General features: G+C 72.2%; 20 protein-coding genes and 1 riboswitch. Of the genes, 13 read left to right on the forward strand and 7 right to left on the reverse strand.

Going from position 1 to position 22,197, the window contains the following annotated elements:
* Positions 1 to 339: 339 nt before the first annotated feature.
* Complete coding sequence (locus tag ACFWB8_RS11955; RefSeq protein WP_385224857.1) at positions 340 to 1,059, reverse strand: GNAT family N-acetyltransferase; 720 nt, start codon at positions 1,057 to 1,059, stop codon at positions 340 to 342.
* A 713-nt stretch (positions 1,060 to 1,772) separates the two neighbouring features.
* Here ACFWB8_RS11955 and ACFWB8_RS11960 point away from each other — a divergent pair.
* From ACFWB8_RS11960 to ACFWB8_RS11970, 3 genes are all read left to right on the forward strand, one after another.
* Positions 1,773 to 2,273 (forward strand): hypothetical protein, encoded by a 501-nt coding sequence (locus ACFWB8_RS11960; protein ID WP_385224859.1) that lies wholly within the window; start codon positions 1,773 to 1,775, stop codon positions 2,271 to 2,273.
* 189 nt (positions 2,274 to 2,462) lie between these two features.
* The gene (locus ACFWB8_RS11965; RefSeq protein WP_385224861.1) at positions 2,463 to 3,263 is read left to right on the forward strand and encodes a carbon-nitrogen hydrolase family protein; all 801 of its coding nucleotides are present in this window, start codon (positions 2,463 to 2,465) and stop codon (positions 3,261 to 3,263) included.
* Positions 3,264 to 3,301: 38 nt separating this feature from the next.
* The gene (locus tag ACFWB8_RS11970) at positions 3,302 to 4,999 is read left to right on the forward strand and encodes a flavin monoamine oxidase family protein (RefSeq protein ID WP_385224863.1); all 1,698 of its coding nucleotides are present in this window, start codon (positions 3,302 to 3,304) and stop codon (positions 4,997 to 4,999) included.
* A 72-nt stretch (positions 5,000 to 5,071) separates the two neighbouring features.
* Here the strand turns inward: ACFWB8_RS11970 and ACFWB8_RS11975 are convergent, their stop codons facing one another.
* The 3 genes from ACFWB8_RS11975 to ACFWB8_RS11985 all read right to left on the reverse strand — a co-directional run bounded on the left by ACFWB8_RS11975 (position 5,072) and on the right by ACFWB8_RS11985 (position 8,566).
* Positions 5,072 to 5,785, reverse strand: coding sequence for a DUF5995 family protein (locus tag ACFWB8_RS11975; protein ID WP_385224865.1), 714 nt, complete (start codon positions 5,783 to 5,785; stop codon positions 5,072 to 5,074).
* A gap of 75 nt (positions 5,786 to 5,860) precedes the next feature.
* Positions 5,861 to 7,264, reverse strand: coding sequence for a uracil-xanthine permease family protein (locus ACFWB8_RS11980; protein WP_385224867.1), 1,404 nt, complete (start codon positions 7,262 to 7,264; stop codon positions 5,861 to 5,863).
* A gap of 87 nt (positions 7,265 to 7,351) precedes the next feature.
* Positions 7,352 to 8,566: an MFS transporter gene (locus tag ACFWB8_RS11985; protein WP_385224869.1), complete on the reverse strand. Its 1,215-nt coding sequence runs from the start codon at positions 8,564 to 8,566 to the stop codon at positions 7,352 to 7,354.
* 55 nt (positions 8,567 to 8,621) lie between these two features.
* Between ACFWB8_RS11985 and ACFWB8_RS11990 the strand changes: the two genes are divergently transcribed.
* Together ACFWB8_RS11990 and ACFWB8_RS11995 are read left to right on the forward strand one after the other, a co-directional pair.
* A complete protein-coding gene (locus ACFWB8_RS11990; RefSeq protein WP_385224871.1) occupies positions 8,622 to 9,749 on the forward strand; it encodes an ROK family protein in 1,128 nt (375 codons plus the stop codon).
* Between the two features lie 122 nt (positions 9,750 to 9,871).
* Positions 9,872 to 11,287 (forward strand): S41 family peptidase, encoded by a 1,416-nt coding sequence (locus tag ACFWB8_RS11995; protein WP_385224873.1) that lies wholly within the window; start codon positions 9,872 to 9,874, stop codon positions 11,285 to 11,287.
* Here the strand turns inward: ACFWB8_RS11995 and ACFWB8_RS12000 are convergent, their stop codons facing one another.
* The 3 genes from ACFWB8_RS12000 to ACFWB8_RS12010 form a co-directional block, all read right to left on the reverse strand.
* Complete coding sequence (locus ACFWB8_RS12000) at positions 11,288 to 12,055, reverse strand: SDR family oxidoreductase (protein WP_385224875.1); 768 nt, start codon at positions 12,053 to 12,055, stop codon at positions 11,288 to 11,290.
* A gap of 53 nt (positions 12,056 to 12,108) precedes the next feature.
* The gene (locus ACFWB8_RS12005) at positions 12,109 to 13,008 is read right to left on the reverse strand and encodes an RNA polymerase sigma-70 factor (RefSeq protein ID WP_385224877.1); all 900 of its coding nucleotides are present in this window, start codon (positions 13,006 to 13,008) and stop codon (positions 12,109 to 12,111) included.
* An 85-nt stretch (positions 13,009 to 13,093) separates the two neighbouring features.
* Positions 13,094 to 15,454, reverse strand: coding sequence for a chitinase C-terminal domain-containing protein (locus ACFWB8_RS12010; RefSeq protein ID WP_385224879.1), 2,361 nt, complete (start codon positions 15,452 to 15,454; stop codon positions 13,094 to 13,096).
* 290 nt (positions 15,455 to 15,744) lie between these two features.
* Positions 15,745 to 15,875: riboswitch (FMN riboswitch) on the forward strand.
* Positions 15,876 to 16,120: 245 nt separating this feature from the next.
* Between ACFWB8_RS12010 and ribD the strand changes: the two genes are divergently transcribed.
* The 8 genes from ribD to ACFWB8_RS12050 are packed head-to-tail and all read left to right on the forward strand — an operon-like array spanning position 16,121 to position 22,046.
* The gene (ribD, locus tag ACFWB8_RS12015; protein WP_385224921.1) at positions 16,121 to 17,206 is read left to right on the forward strand and encodes a bifunctional diaminohydroxyphosphoribosylaminopyrimidine deaminase/5-amino-6-(5-phosphoribosylamino)uracil reductase RibD; all 1,086 of its coding nucleotides are present in this window, start codon (positions 16,121 to 16,123) and stop codon (positions 17,204 to 17,206) included.
* Entirely contained in the window at positions 17,207 to 17,830 is a 624-nt protein-coding gene (locus ACFWB8_RS12020; protein ID WP_385224881.1) for a riboflavin synthase, read from the forward strand. It begins immediately after the preceding gene.
* Positions 17,827 to 18,480, forward strand: a complete 654-nt coding sequence (locus ACFWB8_RS12025) for a nicotinamide riboside transporter PnuC (protein WP_385224883.1) — start codon at positions 17,827 to 17,829, stop codon at positions 18,478 to 18,480. The genes ACFWB8_RS12020 and ACFWB8_RS12025 overlap by 4 nt, the downstream gene beginning before the upstream one ends.
* Positions 18,477 to 19,784 (forward strand): bifunctional 3,4-dihydroxy-2-butanone-4-phosphate synthase/GTP cyclohydrolase II, encoded by a 1,308-nt coding sequence (locus ACFWB8_RS12030; protein WP_385224885.1) that lies wholly within the window; start codon positions 18,477 to 18,479, stop codon positions 19,782 to 19,784. Before ACFWB8_RS12025 ends, ACFWB8_RS12030 begins: the two co-directional genes overlap by 4 nt.
* 53 nt (positions 19,785 to 19,837) lie before the next feature.
* On the forward strand, positions 19,838 to 20,323 hold the full coding sequence (gene ribH, locus ACFWB8_RS12035; protein ID WP_215031692.1) for a 6,7-dimethyl-8-ribityllumazine synthase: 486 nt from the start codon (positions 19,838 to 19,840) through the stop codon (positions 20,321 to 20,323).
* A gap of 35 nt (positions 20,324 to 20,358) precedes the next feature.
* Complete coding sequence (locus ACFWB8_RS12040) at positions 20,359 to 20,640, forward strand: phosphoribosyl-ATP diphosphatase (protein ID WP_385224887.1); 282 nt, start codon at positions 20,359 to 20,361, stop codon at positions 20,638 to 20,640.
* A gap of 53 nt (positions 20,641 to 20,693) precedes the next feature.
* Positions 20,694 to 21,542 carry an ATP phosphoribosyltransferase gene (gene hisG, locus ACFWB8_RS12045; protein WP_385224889.1) on the forward strand — a complete coding sequence of 283 codons (849 nt, stop codon included), beginning with the start codon at positions 20,694 to 20,696 and terminating at the stop codon, positions 21,540 to 21,542.
* Positions 21,543 to 21,581: 39 nt separating this feature from the next.
* On the forward strand, positions 21,582 to 22,046 hold the full coding sequence (locus tag ACFWB8_RS12050; RefSeq protein WP_385224891.1) for a PH domain-containing protein: 465 nt from the start codon (positions 21,582 to 21,584) through the stop codon (positions 22,044 to 22,046).
* Positions 22,047 to 22,197: the final 151 nt, after the last annotated feature.

Raw genomic sequence — 22,197 nt, forward strand, 5'->3', positions numbered from 1 at the left:
CGACAGAGTGCGGCGGCCACCCGCTGAAGGTCGATGTGGGCCCGGGAATGCAGCCGCACCAGACGCCCGGGGCGCAGCGAGCGCGGGGCGGTGGGAGCGGGTGCAGGGCCGTGCGGTGGCAGGCCTCGCGGTGGCAGGCCGCGCGGGGCCAGGCAGTTCTCGCAGAGGACTGCCTGGCCCGCGCCCGGCACCGGGGTGGTGGGGTGGTGGGCGCTTCTCGTCTGTGCGATCACGTCCGCCTCCTCCCCGTCCCCGGTGTTCATCGCCCGGCCCGTTCGGACGCTATGCGAGGTGCCTGCCGTATGCAACGGCCTTTGTGTTAAGTCGTGTTAACCAGTGTTAAGGCTTCTTTTCGGGGGTGCGAAGCCCGATGAAATGCGGCTCGCTGCGCACGGTGAAACCCATCGCCTCGTAGAGCCGTATCGCCGGGGCGTTCTCCGCGGCCGCGTGCAGGAACGGGCTGTCCCCGCGCTCGCGGACGGCGGCGGCGACCGCGCGGACCAGCCGCGCGGCCAGCCCCTTGCCGCGGTGTGCGGGATGGGTGCACACCGCGCTGATCTCCGACCAGCCGGCCGGGCGCATCCGCTCGCCGGCCATCGCGACGAGCCGGCCCTCGTGCCGGAGCCCGAGGTACGTGCCCAGCTCGATGGTGCGGTCGAAGAACGGTCCAGGTCTGGTCAGCGAGACCAGCTCCAGCATCTCCGGTACGTCGGCGGGGCCCAGCCGGACCGCTTCGGGGTCGGCCTCGGCCCGTACCGCCCGTCCGTCCATCTGTACGCCCGGCACCGACGCGACCGTGACCCATCCGGCCGGCGGGGTCAGCAGCCCGGTGACCCAGACGCCCTCCCCGGGGCCGGTCAGCTCGGCCAGATCGGCCCAGGCCCGCGGGTCCGCCGGGTCGGCGAGCGCGGCGAACGGCGACGCGTCGGCGCTGTAGCGGGCGGCGAGCCCCTGCGGCCCGGTCTCGGCGAAGCCGCGGTGCGGGCCGGTCAGCGCCGCCCAGACGGGGTTGTCGAGGGTCGCGTCGAGGGCCGTACCGGACGGGGTCTCTAGAGACATGGAGGGGGAGTTTCCTTCCGTCGGCGTCGAGCGGTGCGCCGAGTGGGCGGTGACCGCCTTCTTGACGGCCCCCGGCGCCACCGCGAGACTGCGGGGAGACGGCCACGAAGGACATGCGCACATGTGCCCGCCCCGGAAAGCCTAACCATCCGGGGGCGGGGCACCGAGGGCGGGACGGGACGGCACCGGTGGAGCAGGCCTGGACGGCGAGCGCGGGGGCACGGACCCTCCGCCGCTGGTGGCTGACCCGGCGCCTGCACATCGACCTCCTGCGCGTGTGCAGCGCATTCGCCGCGCGCGGCTGACCTCCCCGGCCCCGCCGGTCTCCCTGGAGCGGTGATCCCCGCCTGGAGCGGTGATCCCCGCCTGGAGCGGTGCTCCCGGCCTGGAGTGGTGCTTCCCGTTTGGAGCGCTGGTCGTGGCCTGGAGCGGTGCTCCCCGTCCGGAGCGGTGTTCCCGGCCCGGAGCGCTGATCCCCGTCCGGAGCGGCGCTCCCCGCCTGGAGCGCTGATCGCCCATATCCCGGGATCGATCCCGGACCCCGGGGATCCCGGACCCCGGGGATCCCGGACCCCCGGGATCCCGGACCCGAACCTCCGGGTCCCCCGGGTCATCGGATCCTCCGCACCCGCGGATCTCCGCCGACCCGGGGATCTCCCCGCTTCCGCCCGCTTCCGCCCACTTCCGCCCGCGCTGCCGCCCACAGGAGAGCCATGTCCCAGACCGCCGTGTCCCAGTCCGCTCTGCCCCAGCCCGAGTGCGCCGCGTCCCAGCCCGCCCCGCCGCAGGCCGGAGCCGGAGCCGCCTCCGCGTCCGCGGCCCCCGTCCCGCCGGCGCATCTGCCCCGTACCGGACCGGCCCCGGTCCTGCGCGGCCGCATCGGGACCGGTTTCTCGCCGGTGCCGCACCGCTACCGCCTGTACCTCTCCGCCGGGTGTCCGCTCTCCCTGAGCGTGTCCCGCGCGCTGACCCTCCTCGGCCTGGAGGGCTCCGTCGCCACCACCCTCCTCGGCGCGGACTCCGCCGCCCCCTCCGCCGGCCACGCCGCACTGCGCCGCGCCTACGAGGCCACCGGCCCCCACCACGCCGGCCCGCTCGTCGTCCCCGCCCTGTGCGACACCTGGAGCGGCCGCGTCGTCTCCAACCACACCCCCGACATCCTCGACGACCTGTGCAGGCTGAGCGCGGACCCGGCCTTCCGCGCAGCCTCGTAGACTCCCCGCAGCAGGGGCGACGGGGGTCGCCACGGGGTCACTACGGGCCTCCGCGCAACGAATCGCCGCACAGGCCCGGAAACACGCAACGATTCGATGCGCGGAGCGCAACGGTCGCGGCTTGTCGCGGTCGAACGCACAAACGTACCGTTTGATGACCCCCACCCCTTCTGCCACAGAGGTACGCTCATGCCCCCGCTGCGCACCGCACTCCTCCAGAGCTCCGGACGGCTCGGCGACACCGCCGAGAACCTCAAGGCGCTCGACGAGGCCGCGGCGCGCGCCGCACAGGGCGGGGCCGGGCTCCTCGTGACCTCGGAGATGTTCCTGACCGGCTACGCGCTGGACGTGCAGGACATCGCCCGTCTCTCCGAACCGGCCGACGGCATGTCCGCCCGCGCCATCGGCGAGATCGCCCGCCGCCACGGCCTGGCCGTCCTGTACGGCTACCCGGAGCGGGCGGGGGAGGCGGTATACAACGCGGCCCAGCTCATCGGCCCCGACGGCACCGCGCTCGCGAACTACCGCAAGACCCACCTCTTCGGCTGCTTCGAGCAGGAGGCCTTCACCCCCGGCGACACCCCCGTCGTCCAGGCGGACCTCGGGGGCCTGCGCATCGGTCTCATGATCTGCTACGACGTGGAGTTCCCGGAGAACGTACGGGCGCACGCGCTCGCCGGCACCGACCTCCTCCTGGTGCCGACCGCGCAGATGCACCCGTTCCAGTTCGTCGCCGAACAGCTCGTCCCCGTACGGGCCTTCGAGAACCAGATGTACATCGCGTACGTCAACCGCACCGGCCCGGAAGGCGAGTTCGAGTTCGTCGGACTCAGCTGCCTGGCGAGCCCCGACGGGGTCACCCGGACCCGGGCCGGCCGCGGTGAGGAGCTGGTGTTCGGCGAGGCCGACCCCGAGCTGCTGCACGCCTCGCGCGAGACCAACCCGTACCTGCGCGACCGGCGCCCGGGGCTGTACGCCTCCCTCGTCTGACCCCTCCCCCTGCCCGACCCCGCAAGGAGCCGTACCCCATGACGTCCACGGTGCCCACCACCGCCGTCCCGCACAGCGACGGACAGCCGCCGATCACCATGTTCGGGCCGGACTTCCCCTACGCGTACGACGACTTCCTCGCCCACCCGGCCGGCCTCGGCCAGATACCGGCGACGGAGCACGGCACCGAGGTCGCCGTCATCGGCGGCGGGCTGTCGGGCATCATCTCGGCGTACGAGCTGATGAAGATGGGCCTCAAGCCCGTCGTCTACGAGGCCGACCAGATCGGCGGCCGGCTGCGCACCGTCGGCTTCGAGGGCGCCGGCACCGAGGAACTGACCGCGGAGATGGGCGCCATGCGCTTCCCGCCGTCCTCCACCGCCCTCCAGCACTACATCGACCTCGTCGGCCTGGTCACGGAGCCCTTCCCGAACCCGCTCGCCGAGTCCACCCCTTCCACGGTCGTCGACCTCAAGGGCGAGACCCACTACGCCGAGACCATCGCCGACCTGCCGCAGGTCTACCGCGACGTGTCCGCCGCGTGGAACGCCTGCCTGGACGAGGGCGCCGACTTCTCCGACATGAACACCGCGATGCGCGAGCGGGACGTCCCGCGCATCCGCGAGATCTGGGCGAAGCTCGTCGAGAAGCTCGACGACGAGACCTTCTACGGCTTCCTCTGCAAGTCCGAAGCCTTCCAGTCCTTCCGCAAGCGCGAGATCTTCGGCCAGGTCGGCTTCGGCACGGGCGGCTGGGACACCGACTTCCCGAACTCCATCCTGGAGATCCTGCGCGTCGTCTACACCGAGGCCGACGACCACCACCGCGGCATCGTGGGCGGCTCGCAGCAGCTCCCGCTGCGCCTGTGGGAGCGCGAGCCCGAGAAGATCGTCCACTGGGCCCAGGGCACCTCGCTGTCCATCCTGCACGACGGCGCCCCGCGTCCGGCGGTCACCCGCCTGCACCGCACGGCGGGCAACCGCATCACGGTGACGGACGCGTCCGGCGACATCCGCACGTACCGCGCCGCGATCTTCACGGCCCAGTCCTGGATGCTCCTGTCGAAGATCGCGTGCGACGACACGCTCTTCCCGATCGACCACTGGACGGCGATCGAGCGCACCCACTACATGGAGTCCAGCAAGCTCTTCATCCCGGTCGACCGCCCCTTCTGGCTCGACAAGGACGAGGAGACGGGCCGCGACGTCATGTCGATGACCCTCACGGACCGGATGACCCGCGGCACGTACCTCCTGGACAACGGCCCGGACAAGCCGGCCGTCATCTGCCTCTCGTACACGTGGTGCGACGACAGCCTGAAGTGGCTGCCGCTCTCCGCGAACGAGCGGATGGAGGTCATGCTGAAGTCCCTCGGCGAGATTTACCCGAAGGTCGACATCCGCCGCCACATCATCGGCAACCCGGTGACGGTGTCCTGGGAGAACGAGCCCTACTTCATGGGCGCGTTCAAGGCCAACCTCCCGGGCCACTACCGCTACCAGCGCCGCCTGTTCACCCACTTCATGCAGGACCGCCTCCCCGAGGACAAGCGCGGCATCTTCCTCGCGGGCGACGACATCTCCTGGACGGCGGGCTGGGCGGAGGGCGCGGTCCAGACGGCCCTCAACGCGGTCTGGGGCGTGATGCACCACCTCGGCGGCTCCACGGACGCCACCAACCCGGGCCCGGGCGACCTCTACGACGAGATCGCCCCGGTCGAACTCCCGGAGGACTGATCCCTCCAGGCCCCGTGACCACGGGCCGCCCCCGCGCACGACGCGGCGGCGGCCCGTTCTCATGCCCACACCTCAGCGGCTTTCGCGCGAGGCGTCGTGCACCCGGGCGGGCTGGGAGACGTACGCGCAGGCCGCGCGGGGTTTCAGGGAGGTCGGAGTGAGCAGGCAGCGGCCCACCAGGCCGACGCCGGCGTCCAGCGACTGCGTGAACTCCTCCGCCAGGTCGGGGGAGCGGCGCAGGGTCCACAGCAGGCGGGCCGCCGCCCAGGCGCCGGAGCGCGCCCGGTCCAGGCTCCACGAGCCGAGCAGGTGGGTCAGCGGGTCGGCGATCTCCAGCAGGTCCGGGCCCGGCATCAGGTCCTCGCGGATGCGCTCCTCCAGCGAGACCAGGGTGTCCCCGACCCGGTCGAAGTCCGCTTCCAGGGCCCGGGGCTCGCAGTCCAGGGCCCGGCAGGTGGAGACCACCGCGAGCGCGAGGTCGTGCCCGATGTGGGCGTTGATCCCGGCCAGCGCGTACTGCAGCGGCCGGATGCCCGGGTGGCGGCGGTACTGGAACAGCGGGCGCCAGCACGCCGGAGCCCGGTCCGCCTCCACCGCCGTCAGGTAGCGCTCGGCGAACCGCACGCTCAGCGTCCGCGCCGCCCGGGGCGCCGGGAACTCCCCGCGCTGCACCTGCCGGTGCAGGGCCTGCGTCACCGTCAGGTACACCCGGTTGAAGACGGCCACACCGTCCTGCGCGGGGAGCCGCTCGTCCAGGGCGCGCATCCGCGCGAGTACCGCTTCCATGGTGGCAGCGTCGCAGCCGCGGCGGCTCGTGCGGGGAACTTGGCCGTACGCTTCCCCGGTTCGGGCGAAGCTTCGTCAACCCCGCTTGTCCTGAGCGGCGTCGCCGTCGGGTTCGTCGTACCCGGAGGTGCCCGCGTCGAGCAGCGGCTCCTGCTGCTTCAGGTGCGCGGGGGCGAAGTACCGCAGCGTGTGGTACCCGGTGATCACCACGATCGTGCCGAGGGCGATGCCACCGAGCTCGAAGCTGTCGGAGATGTGCAGCTGGACCCCGCCGATGCCGATGATGATGCCCGCCGCGGCCGGCACCAGGTTCAGCGGATTGCGCAGGTCCACCCGTCCGTTGATCCAGATCTGCGCGCCGAGCAGGCCGATCATCCCGTACAGGATGACGGTGATCCCGCCGAGCACCCCGCCCGGGATCGCGGCGACGACCGCGCCGAACTTGGGGCACAGCCCGAACAGCAGCGCGAAGCCCGCCGCCGCCCAGTACGCGGCCGTCGAGTAGACCCGCGTGGCGGCCATGACGCCGATGTTCTCGGAGTACGTGGTGTTCGGCGGCCCGCCCACCGCCGTGGAGAGCATCGACGCGGCGCCGTCGGCCGCGATGGCCGTGCCGAGCTTGTCGTCGAGCGGATCGCCGGTCATCTCGCCGACCGCCTTGATGTGCCCGGCGTTCTCGGCGATCAGCGCGATCACCACGGGCAGCGCGATCAGGATCGCCGACCACTCGAAGGACGGCGCGTGGAAGGTCGGCAGACCGATCCAGTCGGCCTTGCCGACACCGGAGAGGTCGAGCCGCCAGTGGTCCACGGCCTCCGGCCCGCCCGCCGGGGAGTGGATCTTCCCGAAGACCCGGTCGAAGACCCATGAGATGCCGTACCCGAAGAGCAGGCCGAGGAAGATCGCGATGCGCGACCAGAAGCCGCGCAGGCAGACCACGGCCAGCCCGGTGAACAGCATCGTCAGCAGCGCCGTCCACTGGTCCTGGGGCCAGTACGTCGAGGCCGTCACCGGCGCCAGGTTGAAGCCGATCAGCATCACGACCGCGCCCGTCACCACCGGCGGCATCGCGGCGTGGATGATCCGTGCGCCGAACCGCTGGACCGCGAGCCCCGCCAGGAACAGCGCCACGCCGACGACGAACACCGCGCCGGTGACCACCGCGCTGTCCCCGCCGCCCGCCCGGATCGCCGCCGCGACACCCACGAAGGAGAGCGAGCATCCCAGGTACGAGGGAACCCGGCCGCGCGTCGCGAGCAGGAAGATCACCGTCGCGACGCCGGACATCATGATGGCCAGGTTCGGGTCCAGGCCCATGAGCACCGGCGCCACGAAACTCGCCCCGAACATGGCCACGACGTGCTGGGCGCCCAGCCCTGCGGTACGCGGCCACGACAGCCGCTCGTCCGGCCGGACCACCGCGCCGGGGGCGGGCGTCCGCCCGTCTCCGTGCAGGGTCCAGCGCACGCCGAGGCCCATGTTCCACCACTTCCGTCGTCGTCCGGCATATCCGGGTTGTCCGGTACCGGGTCAAGCTTCCGGGCCGCCGCGCGGCCAGCGGCCATATTACGGCTGGATACCGGCAGGTTCGTCCCGATTGGCAGCGACCGCCCCGCCCATCGTGGGCCGCCGGCGCAGTACGGCGGCTCCCGCTATCAGCGCGAACGCCAACAGCGTGACCAGGCCGAACGACACCACCAGCGAGCTCGCGTCGGCCACCGCGCCGATCGCCGACGGGGCGATCAGCCCCGAGGTGTACGTGATGGTCGCGACACCGGCGATGGCCTGCGCCGGGGCCGGCCCGCTGCGCGCCGCGGCCGCGAAGGCCAGCGGGACCACCACCGCGATGCCGAGCCCGATCAGCCCGAAGCCGGCCATCGCCGCGGCCGGGTGCCGGACCCCGATCACCAGGAGCCCGCCCGCGGTGGCCAGTGCGCCGCCCGCGCGGACCGTGCGTACCGCGCCGAACCGGTCCACCACCCGGTCCCCGGCGAGCCGGGCCACCGTCATGGTCAGCGCGAACGCCGTGGTGGAGGCGGCCGCGAGCCCCGCCTCGGTGTGCAGCACGTCCCGCAGGTACACGGCGGACCAGTCCATGCTCGCGCCCTCCGCGAAGACCGCGCAGAAGCCGATCGCCCCGATGAACAGCGCGGACTTGGGGGGCAGCGCGAAGTGCGGCGGCGCCTGCGCGTCCTGGCCGGGCCGCAGGTCCAGCACGCCCCGTACGGCGACCAGCCCGGCCACCGTCAATGCCAGGGCGGCGACCAGGTGGTGCAGCCGCGCGTCGGCGCCGGCGTGCGCGGCGACCGTACCGGCGGCCGAGCCGGCCAGCGCGCCCGCGCTCCACATGCCGTGCAGCGAGGACATGATCGAGCGGCCGAGCCGGTTCTCGGTCTCCACGCCGAGCGCGTTCATCGCCACGTCCGCCATCCCGGAGGTGGCCCCGTAGACGAAGAGGGCGAAGCACAGCGCCACCAGGTTCGGGGCGAGGCTCGGGAGGATCAGCGACAGGGTCCACATCGCCAGCAGGCCCCGCAGGGCGGCTCGGGCGCCGAAGCGGTGGCCCAGCCGGCCGGCCAGCGGCATCGCGAGCGCCGCACCGAGGGCGGGGAAGGCGAGGGCCAGGCCCAGGGTGCCCGAGCTGAGCTGGGAATGCTCCTGGATCCAGGGGATGCGGGTGGCGAAGGAGCCCGTCACCGCGCCGTGGGCGCAGAAGACGGCGGCGATGGCGAGGCGGGCATGGCGCAGTCGCGCCGGGCTGAGGTCGGTTTCCCCGGTCATGGGCCATAAACTATCAGGGACCCTGCCTGATAGTTAGGCCTCGCAGCTCCCTAAGATGGGCGCCGTGACTTCCCCCGCTTCGCCCAGTACGGCCCGGGCCATCAACGACCGCCTCGCGCTGGGACTCCTCCAGGACGAGGGCGCGCTGACGGCCCCCCAGCTCAAGAAGCTGACCGGCCTCTCCCGCCCCTCCGTCGCCGACCTCGTGGAACGACTCACCGAGGCCGGGCTCATCGAGGTCGTGGGAGAGTCCGGCGAACAGCGGCGCGGCCCCAACGCCCGGCTGTACGGGATCGTCGCCCGACGGGCCTACCTGGCCGCACTGGACGTACGTACCGACAGCGCGACCGCGGTCGTCGCGGACCTGCTCGGCAACCCCCTGGCCCAGGCGCCGCTCCCGGTCGACGCGGTCGAGGAAGCCGTGGACCGGCTCGTCGGCCTGGCCCGCACGGCCGGCGCGGACCGCCTGCACACCGTCGTCGTCGGCGCCCCCGGCCTGGTCGCCCCGGCCAGCGGCGAACTCGGCGACACCATCGGACTGCCGTCCTGGCACCGGGACCTGGTGGCGGCCCTGCAACGGCGGCTGCCGGCCAAGGTGGTGGTGGAGAACGAGACCAACCTGGCGGCCCTGGCCGAACAGCGCCTGGGCGCCGCCCGGGACATCGACTCCTTCGTCCTGCTGTGGCTCGGCGCGGGCGTCGGCGCGGCCGTGGTCCTGGACGGACGGCTGCGCCGGGGCGCCTCCGGCGGGGCGGGCGAGATCGGCTTCCTCCCGGTGCCCGGCACCGGCGCACTGCCCTCGGCCACCGACTGCGACGGCGGGTTCCACGCCCTCGCCAGCCGCGCCGCCGTGACCGCCCTGGCGGCGGAACACGGCTTCCACGGCCCGGCCGAGGAAGCCGTCGCGGGCGCCGCCGGGGAGGCCTTCCTCGACGCCCTCGCCGAGCGGCTCGCCCTCGGCGCGGCGGCCGTGACGGCCATCCTCGACCCCGGCTGCGTGGTCCTCGGCGGCGAACTCGGCCGCGCGGGCGGGCCCGACCTCGCCGCCCGGGTCGCCCGCCGGCTGACCACCCTGACCCCGGTCACCACCGAGGTCCGCGCCACCGCCCTCGGCGACCCGGCGGTCCTGGCGGGCGCCCGCCTCGCCGCCCGCGAGGCGGCCCAGGCGGTGCTGTTCGGCTGAGTCCCGCCCGCGGCCGTCGGGTTACCCCCACCCCGGCCGGGTGGGCCGCCGGATGTTCCTGCCCCCTCGGCGCCCCGGATCCTGGGCACCAGCAAGGGACTTCGTCGAACGGGGACGGCACGATGACCAGCACAACCAGCACACGCACACCCGGGCGCGCGCTCCGCCGCACGGCCGCCACCGCCGTGCTCCTCGCCCTCGCGGCCACCCTCGCCGGCCCCGCCGGCCCCGCCGGGGCCGCGGGTGCCACGGCCGCGAGTCCCGTCGGCGTATGGCAGCTCGACGGCTACGGCACCGTGCTGCGCGTGGAGTCCGGCCGCCTCCAGGAGTACCAGCTCACCGGCGTCAGCTGCCTGCCCGGCGAGAGCGCCCGGCGGCTTCCGGGCGGCGGCCCCTTCCGCTACGCCACCGAGGACGGCGAGGTCCTCACCGTGCGCCCCGGGTCGGTGCACATCGACGGCTCCGTAGGCGACCGGGCCACCCGCCGCCTCGCCGCCCTGCCCGACCGGTGCCGCGATGCCCCGGCCCCCGGCCCTGCCGCGGACCCGGTCGCCACCTTCGACGTGTTCTGGCAGACCTTCGCGGAGAACTACCCCTTCTTCGCCGCCAAGGGCATCGACTGGAACGCGGTGCGCGACCGCCAGCGTCCCCGTGTGCACGCCGGCACCACCGACGCCGAACTCTTCGCCGTCTTCCAGGAGATGCTCGCCCCCCTCCACGACGCCCACGTCCGCCTCCTCGCCGGCGACCGGTTCTTCGCCGAGGGCCGCCCGGGCACCGCCATCCCCAGCCGGGAACTCGACACGCGGGTCAAGGCGTACATCCAGGACGTGGACCTCGCCGGACGCGCGCCCCAGGAGTTCGCCCAGGGCCGGATCTCCTACGCCGACCTCCCCGACGGCCGCGGCTACCTGCGGCTCTCCGGCTTCAGCGGCTACACCGGGAGCGGGGACTTCGCCGCCGAGAGCGCCGAGCTGAACCGCGCCCTGGACACCGTGTTCACCGCCGAGCGCACCGCCCGCCTGCGCGGCCTGGTCATCGACCTGCGGATCAACGGCGGCGGCCATGACGCACTCGGCCTCCAGCTCGCGGCCCGGCTCACGGACCGCCCGTACTTCGCCTACGCCAAGCGCGTGCGCAACGACCCCGCCGACGCCACCCGGTTCACCCGCCCGCAGCCCCTTCATGTCCAGCCCGCCCGGGCCCCCCGCTACACCGGCCCGATCGCCGTGCTGACCGGCGGATCCACCGTCAGCGCGGGCGAGACCTTCACCCAGGCCCTCCTCGACCGCCCCGGCCGGACGATCCGCATCGGGCAGCCGACCCAGGGGGTCTTCTCCGACGTCCTGGGCCGCACCCTCCCCAACGGCTGGAGCCTCGGCCTGCCCAACGAACAGTTCCTGACCGCCGCCGGGAAGACCTTCGACGGCCCGGGCATCCCGGTCGGCCACACCACCCCGGTCTTCACCGAGGAGGAGTTCGACCGGCGCCGGGACTCCGCTTTCACCGCTGCCCTCGACAGGCTTCCCCGGCGCTGATCAGCGGCCGTCCGCGGCCGCCGCCCGCCGCGCGAGGAACTCGGCGAAGGTCACCTTGCCCACCGCGTGCGCGGGCGTCAGGTTCCCGCCGCGCCTGAAGCCCGCGTACGCCTTCCCGGCCAGCGGCAGCGGCACCACCCGGCGCCGGCGGCCGATGGCCGTCAGGTACGCGCGGCCCAGCTCCGTCAGGGTGTGGATCTCCGGGCCGCCCATGTCCGCGACCCGCCCGGCCGGGACCGGGACCGCGAGCTCCGCCATCCGGTCCGCGACCTCCTCGACCGCGATCGGCTGCACCCGGACCCCGTTCGGCAACGGCGCCACCGGAAGCTTCGAGACCGCTCCCACCACCTGGGCCACCAGATCGTGGAACTGCGTCGTGCGCAGGATGGTCACGCCCAGCCCCGACCGCTCCAGGATCCGCTCCACCTTCAGCTTGATCTTGTAGTAGCCGACGGGCACCACATCCACCCCGACGATCGAGATGTAGAGGATGTTCGTGACCGTCCCGGCCCGCCGGGCCGCCTCCACGAGGTGCCCGGCGGCGACGTCGTCACCGCCGCGCGGGGTGGTCGCGCAGTGCACGACCACCTGCGCGCCCGCCATCGCCGCGTCCAGTCCGCTGCCGTCGCGCAGGTCGACCGGGTAGTCCGCGGCGTGCCGGCTCAGGACGCGCACCTCGTGGCCCGCGTCCCGCAACCGTGTCACGACCAACGCGCCCAGGTTCCCGGTGCCGCCGGTGACGAGGACGGTGTTCTTGCCGCTGCTCATGGTGTCCGTTCCTTCCCTCGTGGGTGGGTTCACCAGCTGGGACCGGACAGCGTTCAGGAATGTGACAACTGGCGCAGGAGAAATTCCAGCTTCTCCGGATTGAGTACCGTCCGCAGGCCGCTGACCAGCCCGTTCTCGAATTCCACGACCAACACCGCCACCTCGCCGAAGACCAGCGCGGGCGCCCCGTTGACCTCGGTGGAGGAGACCGGCAGATCCGCCACGTACCTCTCCAGCGCGCCCAGCAGGAAGCGGGCCACGTTCTCCCGCCCCAGGATCGGCCGCCGTGCCGCGCTGACGATGCCGCCGCCGTCCGCCACGTACCGGGCGTCGGCCGCGAGCAGGCTCTCCAGCCGGGCCAGGTCCCCGCTGCGCGCGGCCGCCAGGAAGGTCTCCACCAGGCCCTGCCACTGCGCGGGATCCGGCGCGAAGCGCGGTTTCGGCCCGGCTGCCGGATCCGCGGTCACCCGGGCCGCCGCCCGCCGGTAGAGCTGGCGGCAGTTGGCCTCGGAGAGGTCCAGCAGGTCGGCGATCTCCCGGTGCCCGTACGCGAAGGCCTCGCGCAGCACGTACACCGCCCGCTCCACCGGCGTCAGCCGCTCCAGCACCACGAGCAGCGCCATCGACACGCCGTCGCGCTGCTCCGCCGAATCCAGCGGGCCCAGCGCCCCGCCGCCGGTGAGGACCGGCTCCGGCAGCCAGGGGCCGACGTACGTCTCGCGCCGCGCCCGCGCCGAGTCGAGGCGGTTGAGGCACAGCCGGGTGACGGCTTTGGCGAGCCAGGCCCCGGGGCGCTCGATCTCGGCGCGGTCCGCGGAGCTCCAGCGCAGCCAGGCGTCCTGGACGGTGTCCTCGGCCTCCGCGGCGGAGCCGAGCATGCGGTACGCGATGCCGAACATCCGGGGCCGGTGTTCCTCGAAGTCCGCGACGGTCGCGGCGACCTGTGTGTCCACCACAGAATCGTACGAGGAGCACATGTGAGGACCCGGTGGCCGCCGGGCCACCGGGTCCTCACACCTCACATGCCCGCTTGGGGTGTCAGCAGACGCCCTGGTCCTTCCAGACCCCCCACTCGCCCGTGGTGCCGGGCTCCTCGTTCTGCGTCCACCACTGGGCCTTCCAGGTGTGGCCCATGTGCGAGACGAGGCTGCCGCCGGTGTAGGTCCGGCCCGCGACGTACGCCGGGTTCGTGCAGGTCCCGCCCGGAGGCGTGGTCGGCGGCGTCGTGGGAGGTGTCGTCGGCGGGGTCGTCGGGGGCGTGGTCGGAGGCTGCGTCGCACCGCCCGGCTCCACCACCGTCGCACCGCGCGCCAGGTCGCCGGTGATGCCGTACGTCCTGCCGCCGAAGCTCACCGTCCAGTTGGACGGGGTCGAGGTCGGCAGGTAGTAGACGAAGTCCAGTTCCACCGAGGCGCCGGGAGCCAGTGACTGCCAGGCCGGCATTTTGAGCGCGACCCGGTTGTAGTCGCCCTTCAGCCCGCCCACGTTGGTGCCCGTGTGGTCGCTGCGGATGACGCTCGCGCCCCAGCCGGACTGGTCCTTGGCGTTGCCCGGCGCGGAGGAGGAGTAGTCGAACTGGAACTCCGTACCGCCCGGCAGCGTTGCCGTGGTGCGGTTGGTGATCTTCAGCTTCGGGCTGATGGGGTAGTTGGAGTCGCCGAGCGGGAACTGCCCGAACTCCGTGTCCACCTTGATCACTTCGGTCGGCATGGTGATCGTGGCGCGCTGGGCGCCGTAGGGGGAGGCCGACTTGAACTTGTCGTACATCGTCGTGGTGAGGGTGTCGCCCATCTCGTACTGGCCCTTGGCGGCGTTGTACGCGTAGTCGCCCGCCAGCTCCCAGACCATGGTGCCGCCGATGCCCTTGTTGACCACGTAGTCGGCCTTGGCGGCCACCGACTGCTCGTCCTCCGTGGAGAGGAAGACCTTCTTCTGGGCGTTCCACAGCCAGGGCGCCACGAGGGTGGAGTCGTACTTGCGGACGTAGGTGCCGGTCAGGGTGGTGTTGGCGGGGAAGCCGTACTTGGTGACGTAGTCGCCGACGACGCCCTTCTCCAGGTTCTTCGCGTGCCACATCGGGTTGGACCCGGCGGGGGACTCGACACCGTTGGTGTCCAGGTCGTGCCACAGGTTGTCGATGCCGACGGCGCCGTCACCGCACTTGGTCAGCCCCGCGCCGGCCGGGCAGGTGGTGGCCGGGGCCTTGCCCCACAGGCCGTCGGTGCCGCCCTGCACGTTCTTGAAGCCGCGGGTGTAGTACGGCAGGCCCATGTTGATGCGGCCGGCCGGCATGGAGCCGCGGAAGTAGTGGTAGGCCCAGTCGGAGTTGAGGTAGCCGACGCCGCCGTACTGGGAGGTGGAGTAGACGCCGGCGGCGGCCAGTTCGCCGTCCTTGCCGTCGTCGAAGAGCGAGGCGTTCGGCCCGACGAACTCGTTCCAGGCGCCGTGCAGGTCGTAGGACATGACGTTGACGTAGTCCAGGTACTTCTGCATCTGGAACGTCTCCATGCCCCGCAGCAGGTAGCCGGAGGAGGGGGCGGCGACGGAGAGCAGGTAGTGCCTGCCGTCGGCGGCGCCCGCGCGGTCGAGCTTCTCGCGCAGGGACTTCATCAGCGCCGCGCAGCCCTTGACGAGGCCGGCGCGGCGGGCGTTGGACAACTGCCAGTCCAGCGGGTTGCCCGCGTCCTTCATGGTGGTCGGGTACTCGTAGTCGATGTCGACGCCGTTGAACCCGTACGTGCGGATGAACTCGACCGAGGAGTCCGCGAAGGTGTCGATGCCGGCCTGGTTGACCGAGCCGTCGGCGTTGGTGGCCATCGAGTAGAAGCCGCCGGAGGCGACGCGGTTGCCGTCGTCGCCGAAGTAGCCGCCGGTCTCGGCCCAGCCGCCGACGGAGATCAGCGTCTTGACGTTCGGGTACTGCTTCTTGAATTTGTTCAGCAGGTTGAAGTTGCCCTTGTAGGGCAGGGCGGGGTCCATCTCGGCGCCCGCGACGCCGGGCCAGGTCATCCCGGTGGCGGAGTTGTTCGCGTTGTCCGCGCCGACCGAGATCTTGTTGTCGCCGCCCACGTGGGCGAAGGCGTAGTTCAGGTGGGTGACCTTGGACCACGGGATGTTGTTGGGCAGGTAGGCGGGGGTGCCGTCCTTGCCGGTGCGCCAGCCGGTGAAGTAGCCGATGACGCGCCGCTGGTGGTCGGCGCCCATCTTCTCGCGGCCTGCGGTGTCGTAGACCGAGCAGTACGGGACGTCGACTCCGGCCGTCTTGTACAGCCCGTCGGGGCGACAGGATTCATGGTCGGCGGCGTGGGAGACGTCTGCGGAGAGGCCCGCGACCAGCATTCCGGCGATCGCGGCGCCGGACGCCAGGAGCATCGCTCTCGTGCGTGTGGGGGACGGCATTGTGCCTCCTGGGGAGGGGAGGATGGCAGGACACAACATGCGGAAATGTGGCGCGTGTTGGCCCGTGACGTGCGCACATCTGACGGGCCGTCTCCCGGGGAAGACGAAGGGAACGTTAAGAGGACTAGACCAACCCGTCAATAGGTCTGGACCAAAGTGAGGCCTCGCTCAAGGTCACTCGAGTGGCGCGATGAAGCCGCTCAAGAGTGACCGTTCTGTGACCCAGGCCACATTGACTCACCCGCATGGCCCCGGATCACCCGTGGCACACTTGCCCTAGTACCAGTAAGCAGCGCACTCCGGGGTCGGTGTAATTCCGAACCGGCGGTTATAGTCCGCGACCCGTCCGCAGCCAGCGGCCGGTTGACCAGGTGAAACTCCTGGACCGACGGTTAAAGTCCGGATGGGAGGCAGTGCGCGGCGGGCCAGTCACCGGTACGCCGCCGTCGGGTTCCACCCGGCGGTCCTCACGGCACATCCCTCGGGACGTGCGAGCGAGAGTGGCCGTATTTCCGGCCTCGGCGTCCCCCCGTGCGCTACCCGCTTCATCTGTCGTATCCCGACAGGCCCCGGAGTCCGTGCCCGATGAGGCAGGAGGACCCGGTGGCGACACACGCCGACGCGCACGACAGCGACGCATCCGCCCGCGAAGCGGACGCATCCGCCATGGGCCGAGCCATCGAGCTCGCCGCCCGCGGCCTCGGCTCCACCAGTCCCAACCCCGTCGTCGGCTGCGTGATCACCGACGCCTCGGGCACCGTCGTCGGCGAGGGCTGGCACCAGCGGGCCGGCGGCCCGCACGCCGAGATCCACGCGCTGGCCGCGGCGGGCGACGCCACCCGCGGCGGCACCGCCTACGTCACCCTCGAACCCTGCAACCACACCGGCCGTACGGGACCCTGCGCCGCCGCCCTCATCGAGGCCGGCATCACCCGCGTGGTCTACGCCGTCCCCGACCCGAACCCGCAGGCCAGCGGCGGCGCCGCGACCCTGCGCGCCGCCGGGATCGCCATCGAGACCGGGCTGCTCGCCGAGCGGGCCGAGGAGGGCAACGCCGCCTGGCTGACCTCCGTACGGCTCGGGCGCCCGTACATCCTGTGGAAGTACGCCGCCACCCTGGACGGCCGCGTCGCCGCCGCCGACGGCACCAGCCGCTGGATCAGCTCCCCGGAATCCCGCGCCGACGTCCACCGGCTGCGCGCCGAGGCCGACGCCGTCATCGTCGGCTCCGGCACCCTGCGCGCCGACGACCCGCACCTCGCGGTGCGCGGCCCCGCCGGCACCGCCGCCGACCAGCCGCTGCGGGTCGTACTCGACACCCACGCCACCATCCGGCCCACCGCCCGCGTCCTGGACGAGGCGGCTCCCACTCTGATCGCCGTCGCCGAGGACGCGGACACCCGCCACCTCGCCGGAGTGGAGCTGGTCCGCCTTCCGTACGACAAGTACGGGATCTCCGTGGACGCCCTGCTGCGCGAGCTGCACCGGCGCGGCGTCCGCTCCGTACTCCTCGAAGGCGGCCCCACCCTGGCCGGCGCCTTCGTCGCCGCGGGCGCCGTCGACAAGGTCGTCGGCTACCTCGCCCCGGTCCTCCTCGGCGCGGGCCGCAGCGCCCTCGCCGACGCCGGCATCGCCACCCTCACCGACGCGCTCCGGCTGCGCATCACCGAGACGGTCCGCATCGGCACGGACATCCGCATCACCGCAGTCCCCACCGCCCCCTCCCTCCCCACTGCCCTCAAGGAGCACTGAGTGTTCACCGGAATCGTCGAAGAGCTGGGCGAGGTCACCGCCGTCGAGGAGCTCGCCGAGGCCTCCCGCTTCCGCCTGCGCGGCCCCGTCGTCACCGAGGGCGCCAAGCACGGCGACTCCATCGCCGTCAACGGCGTCTGCCTCACCGTCGTGGAGACCGCCGACGGCGAGTTCACCGCCGACGTCATGCAGGAGACCCTCAACCGCTCCAGCCTCGGCGCCCTGGCCAAGGGCTCCCGCGTCAACCTGGAGCGCCCGATGGCCCTCGGGGGACGCCTCGGCGGCCACCTGGTCCAAGGCCACGTGGACGGCACCGGCGAGATCCTCTCCCGCACCCCCTCCGAGCACTGGGAACTCGTCAAGATCGCCCTCCCGGCGAACCTCTCGCGCTACGTCGTCGAGAAGGGCTCCATCACGGTCGACGGCGTCAGCCTCACCGTGGTCGAGGCCGCCGCCGACTGGTTCACCATCAGCCTCATCCCCACCACCCTCGCGCTGACCACGCTGGGCATCAAGCAGCCCGGCGACCCTGTCAACCTCGAGGTGGACGTCCTCGCCAAGTACGTCGAGCGCCTGCTCGCCGCCGGCGTCGACCCGCTGCACACGGACGGAGCCGAACGGTGAGCGCCCTGACCTGGCTCAACACGGAGGCCTTCGAGGTCTTCGACCAGAAGGTCATCTGGTCCGACATGATCGGCAACCTGATGGGCCTCGCCGCCCTCGCCCTCGGCTGGCGCCGCTCCATATGGACCTGGCCCGCCCAGCTCCTGTCCGGCCTGATCCTGGTGGGCGCCTACGCCTCCGCCCACCTCGCCGGCGGTGTCGGCAAGCAGCTCCTCGTCATCTCCGTGGCGCTCTGGGGCTGGCGCGCCTGGCGGCTCGGCAGTCAAAAGGCCCAGGACGGCTCGATCGCCGTGCGCACCGCCACCTGGAAGGAGCGCGGACTGCTCCTGGCCGGCGCGGCGCTGGGCACCCTCGCCGTCGGCGGCCTGTTCACGCTGTTCCCGAACCTGTCGTGGAGCCCGTGGGCCGACGCGTACATCTTCGTCGGCACGATCGTCGCGATGGTCGCCCAGGCCCGCGGCCTGGTCGAGTTCTGGTTCGCCTGGCTCCTCGTCGACCTCGTCGGCGTCCCCCTCGCCTTCAACAGCGGCCTGGCCTTCTCCGGCCTCGTCTACGTCGTGTACTTCGCCCTCGTGCTGTGGGGCGCCCACGACTGGTACCAGCGCTCGCGCACCACCCCCGCCCAGGCCCTGGAAGGAGCAACGGCATGACCCTCAACCCCCTCCTCAAGCCCGTGCCCGACGCCGAGACCCACGAGACCTTCCGTCTCGACCCCGTCGAGCAGGCCATCCGCGACATCGCGGCCGGCCGCCCGGTCGTCGTCGTGGACGACGAGGACCGCGAGAACGAGGGCGACCTCGTCATCGCCGCCGAGATGGCCACCCCCGAGATCATCGCGTTCATGATGAGCGAGTGCCGCGGCCTGATCTGCGCCCCCATGGAGGGCCCCGAGCTGGACCGGCTCGAACTCCCGCAGATGGTCCAGCACAACACCGAGTCGATGCAGACCGCCTTTACCGTCTCCGTCGACGCGAGCGGCGCCCACGGCGTCACCACCGGCATCTCGGCCGCCGACCGGGCCACGACCCTGCGCCTGCTGGCCGACGGGGTCAGCGGACCTGGCGACTTCGTCCGCCCCGGCCACATCTTCCCCCTGCGCGCCAAGCCCGGCGGCGTGCTCGTCCGGGGCGGCCACACCGAGGCCGCCGTGGACCTCGCCCGCCTCGCGGGCCTGCGCCCGGCCGGCGCCATCGTGGAGATCGCCGGCGAGGACGGCGTCATGCTGCGCCTGCCCGAGCTGATCCCCTTCGCCCGCAAGCACGGCCTGACGATCATCTCCATCGAGGACCTGATCGCCTACCGCCGCTCCGCCGAGCCGACCGTGCGCCGCGAGGCCCAGGTCAGCCTGCCGACCACCTTCGGCGAGTTCACGGCGTACGGCTACCGCTCCACCGTCGACGGGGTCGAGCACGTCGCCCTCGTCCACGGCGACATCGCCGCCGCCGACGGCGCGGACATCCTGGTCCGCATGCACTCCGAGTGCCTGACCGGCGACATCTTCCAGTCCCAGCGCTGCGACTGCGGCCCCCAGCTGCACGCCGCCATGGAACGCATCACGGCCGAGGGCCGCGGGGTCGTCGTCTACCTGCGCGGCCACGAGGGCCGCGGCATCGGACTGCTGTCCAAGCTGCGCGCGTACGAGCTCCAGGAGCGCGGCCGCGACACCCTCGACGCCAACCTGGAGCTGGGCCTGCCCGCCGACGCCCGCGACTACGCGGCCGGCGCGCAGATCCTCGCCGACCTCGGAGTCCACAGCGTCCGGCTGCTGACCAACAACCCCGACAAGTCCGCGGCCCTCGTACGGCACGGCATCGAGGTCTCCGACCGGGAAGCGATGCCCATGGAGGCCGGCGAGCACAACCTGCGCTACCTGCGCACCAAGCGGGACAGGATGGGCCACGACCTGCCCTGGCTGGAAGCGGCCGTGACCACGTCCGCCTGCGGCAACCAGTAGCCACACACCACACACCACACCCCGAACACCACGAACCACCGAGGAGCAGAGCTGTGAGCGGCAAGGGCGCACCCGAACTGAGCGTGAAGAACTGCGGAGACCTGCGAGTCGCGGTGATCGCGGCCCAGTGGCACGAGAAGGTCATGGACGGCCTGGTGGACGGCGCCCTGCGGGCCCTGCACGAGCTGGGGATCGACGAGCCCACCGTGCTGCGCGTCCCCGGCAGCTTCGAGCTCCCGGTCGTGGCGAAGGTACTCGCCGGTCGCGGTTACGATGCCATCGTCGCCCTCGGAGTGGTCATCCGCGGCGGCACCCCGCACTTCGACTACGTCTGCCAGGGCGTCACCCAAGGCCTGGTCCAGGTGTCGATCGACACCGGAGTCCCCGTCGGCTTCGGCGTACTGACCTGCGACAACGACGAGCAGGCGCTGGACCGCGCCGGACTCGAAGGGTCGAACGAGGACAAGGGGCACGAAGCGGTCACCGCCGCCGTCTCCACCGCCATGACCCTGCGCACCGTCAGCGAACCCTGGCGCTGAGTGGCAGGGCCGGACCCCGTATTCTGAGGACCATCATGGCGAACAAACCCACAAAGAGCTTCGAAGAGCTCTTCAGTGAGCTTCAGCTCAAGGCCGCCAACGGCGACCCCAGCACCTCCCGCACGGCCGAGCTCGTCGGCAAGGGCGTCCATGCCATCGGCAAGAAGGTCGTCGAGGAGGCCGCCGAGGTCTGGATGGCCGCCGAGTACGAGAGCAAGGAAGCCGCCGCCGAGGAGATCTCCCAGCTGCTCTACCACGTCCAGGTGATGATGGTGGCGCGCGGGATCTCCCTCGACGACGTCTACTCCCACCTCTGACCGGCCCGCACCGCCTGCCCGTAGTCCACGTATCCACGCACGAAGGAAGCCCCATGCTGCGCATCGCCGTCCCCAACAAGGGTTCACTCTCCGGACCGGCGGCGGCGATGCTCCATGAGGCCGGCTACCGGATGCGCAAGGAGTCCAAGGAGCTCGTGGTCGTCGACCCCGAGAACGAGGTGGAGTTCTTCTACCTCCGCCCCAAGGACATCGCGATCTACGTGTCCTCCGGCAAGCTCGACATCGGCATCACCGGCCGCGACCTGCTGCTCGACTCCGGCGCCAGCGCCGAGGAGATCCTGCCGCTGAACTTCGGCCGGTCCACCTTCCGCTACGCCACCATCCCCGGCACCGCGAAGGGCCCCGAGGACTTCCACGGGATGACGATCGCGACCTCGTACGAGGGAATCGTCGCCAAGCACCTCGCCGAGAAGGGGATCGACGCCTCCGTCGTCCACCTCGACGGCGCGGTCGAGACCGCCATCCAGCTCGGCGTCGCCCAGATCATCGCGGACGTCGTCGAGACCGGCACCAGCCTGCGCAACGCCGGTCTGGAGGTCATCGGCGAGCCGATCCTCACCTCCGAGGCCGTGGTGATCCGCAGCAACGGCACCGACACCGACGACCCGCGGGCCCAGCAGTTCCTGCGCCGCCTCCAGGGCGTCCTGGTGGCCCGCAGCTACGTGATGATGGACTACGACTGCCGCGCCGAGCACCTGGAGCGCGCGGTCGCCCTCACCCCGGGCCTGGAGTCGCCGACCGTCTCCCCGCTGCACAACGAAGGCTGGGTCGCCGTCCGCGCGATGGTCCCGGCCAAGGAAGCCCAGCGGATCATGGACGACCTGTACGCGCTCGGCGCGCGCGCGATCCTCACCACCTCGATCCACGCCTGCCGGCTCTGACCCGTACGCCGTACCGACGCTCCAGAAGGCACCGCACCCATGGCCGAGCCCGCCGCCCAGCACGTACCACCCGCCCTGCCGGTCACCTTCCGGCCGACCCGCACCCGGGTCGTTCTGCTGGGCGTCGGCGCCGCCATGTTCCTCACCATCACGGCCATCGCCCTGCTCCTCGACACCCTCCACCCGGGGGAGCGGATCAGCTTCATCTTCACGGCCGTGCTGCTGTCATCCGTCCTCGTCCTGCTCAGCCGCCCCAAGGTGGTCGCCGACGAGGGCGGGGTGACCGTGGTCAATCTCACCAGGACCCACCGCCTGGAGTGGGCGCAGATCCTGCGCGTCAACCTCCGCCCCGGCGATCCCTGGGTGTTCCTCGACCTCAGCGACGGCACGAGCCTGCCTGCACTGGGCATCCAGCCCGGGGTCGCCAAGCAGCAGGCGATCAGTGACGCCCGGACGCTGCGCGCCCTGGCCGAAACGTACGGAACCGGTGCAAACGACCACTGACCCCGCCGAGGCTCGTCGATGCGTCCCATTGCGGCGGCGATCTCAGTGACTACCCTGGTGGCGGGGCGCGGACCGGCGCCCTCCCACCGGCCCCGGGACCCCGCGGCCCTTGGGCACCTGCGACTTGAGGAGTGACTCCCTCCAGCAATGG

This window comes from Streptomyces sp. NPDC060031 (assembly GCF_042736805.1).
Lineage (GTDB): Bacteria > Actinomycetota > Actinomycetes > Streptomycetales > Streptomycetaceae > Streptomyces.

Bases quoted from the DNA above. Each gene is read 5' to 3' on its own strand.
- ACFWB8_RS12030 (WP_385224885.1), top strand. From the start codon at position 18,477: ATGACCCTCAACCCCCTCCTCAAGCCCGTGCCCGACGCCGAGACCCAC.
- ACFWB8_RS11970 (WP_385224863.1), top strand. From the start codon at position 3,302: ATGACGTCCACGGTGCCCACCACCGCCGTCCCGCACAGCGACGGACAG.
- ACFWB8_RS12050 (WP_385224891.1), top strand. From the start codon at position 21,582: ATGGCCGAGCCCGCCGCCCAGCACGTACCACCCGCCCTGCCGGTCACC.
- ACFWB8_RS12010 (WP_385224879.1), bottom strand. From the start codon at position 15,454: ATGCCGTCCCCCACACGCACGAGAGCGATGCTCCTGGCGTCCGGCGCC.
- ACFWB8_RS11965 (WP_385224861.1), top strand. From the start codon at position 2,463: ATGCCCCCGCTGCGCACCGCACTCCTCCAGAGCTCCGGACGGCTCGGC.
- ACFWB8_RS12040 (WP_385224887.1), top strand. From the start codon at position 20,359: ATGGCGAACAAACCCACAAAGAGCTTCGAAGAGCTCTTCAGTGAGCTT.
- ribD (WP_385224921.1), top strand. From the start codon at position 16,121: ATGGGCCGAGCCATCGAGCTCGCCGCCCGCGGCCTCGGCTCCACCAGT.
- ACFWB8_RS11990 (WP_385224871.1), top strand. From the start codon at position 8,622: ATGGGCGCCGTGACTTCCCCCGCTTCGCCCAGTACGGCCCGGGCCATC.
- ACFWB8_RS11975 (WP_385224865.1), bottom strand. From the start codon at position 5,785: ATGGAAGCGGTACTCGCGCGGATGCGCGCCCTGGACGAGCGGCTCCCC.
- hisG (WP_385224889.1), top strand. From the start codon at position 20,694: ATGCTGCGCATCGCCGTCCCCAACAAGGGTTCACTCTCCGGACCGGCG.
- ACFWB8_RS11995 (WP_385224873.1), top strand. From the start codon at position 9,872: ATGACCAGCACAACCAGCACACGCACACCCGGGCGCGCGCTCCGCCGC.
- ACFWB8_RS12000 (WP_385224875.1), bottom strand. From the start codon at position 12,055: ATGAGCAGCGGCAAGAACACCGTCCTCGTCACCGGCGGCACCGGGAAC.
- ACFWB8_RS11980 (WP_385224867.1), bottom strand. From the start codon at position 7,264: ATGGGCCTCGGCGTGCGCTGGACCCTGCACGGAGACGGGCGGACGCCC.
- ACFWB8_RS11960 (WP_385224859.1), top strand. From the start codon at position 1,773: ATGTCCCAGACCGCCGTGTCCCAGTCCGCTCTGCCCCAGCCCGAGTGC.
- ACFWB8_RS11985 (WP_385224869.1), bottom strand. From the start codon at position 8,566: ATGACCGGGGAAACCGACCTCAGCCCGGCGCGACTGCGCCATGCCCGC.
- ACFWB8_RS11955 (WP_385224857.1), bottom strand. From the start codon at position 1,059: ATGTCTCTAGAGACCCCGTCCGGTACGGCCCTCGACGCGACCCTCGAC.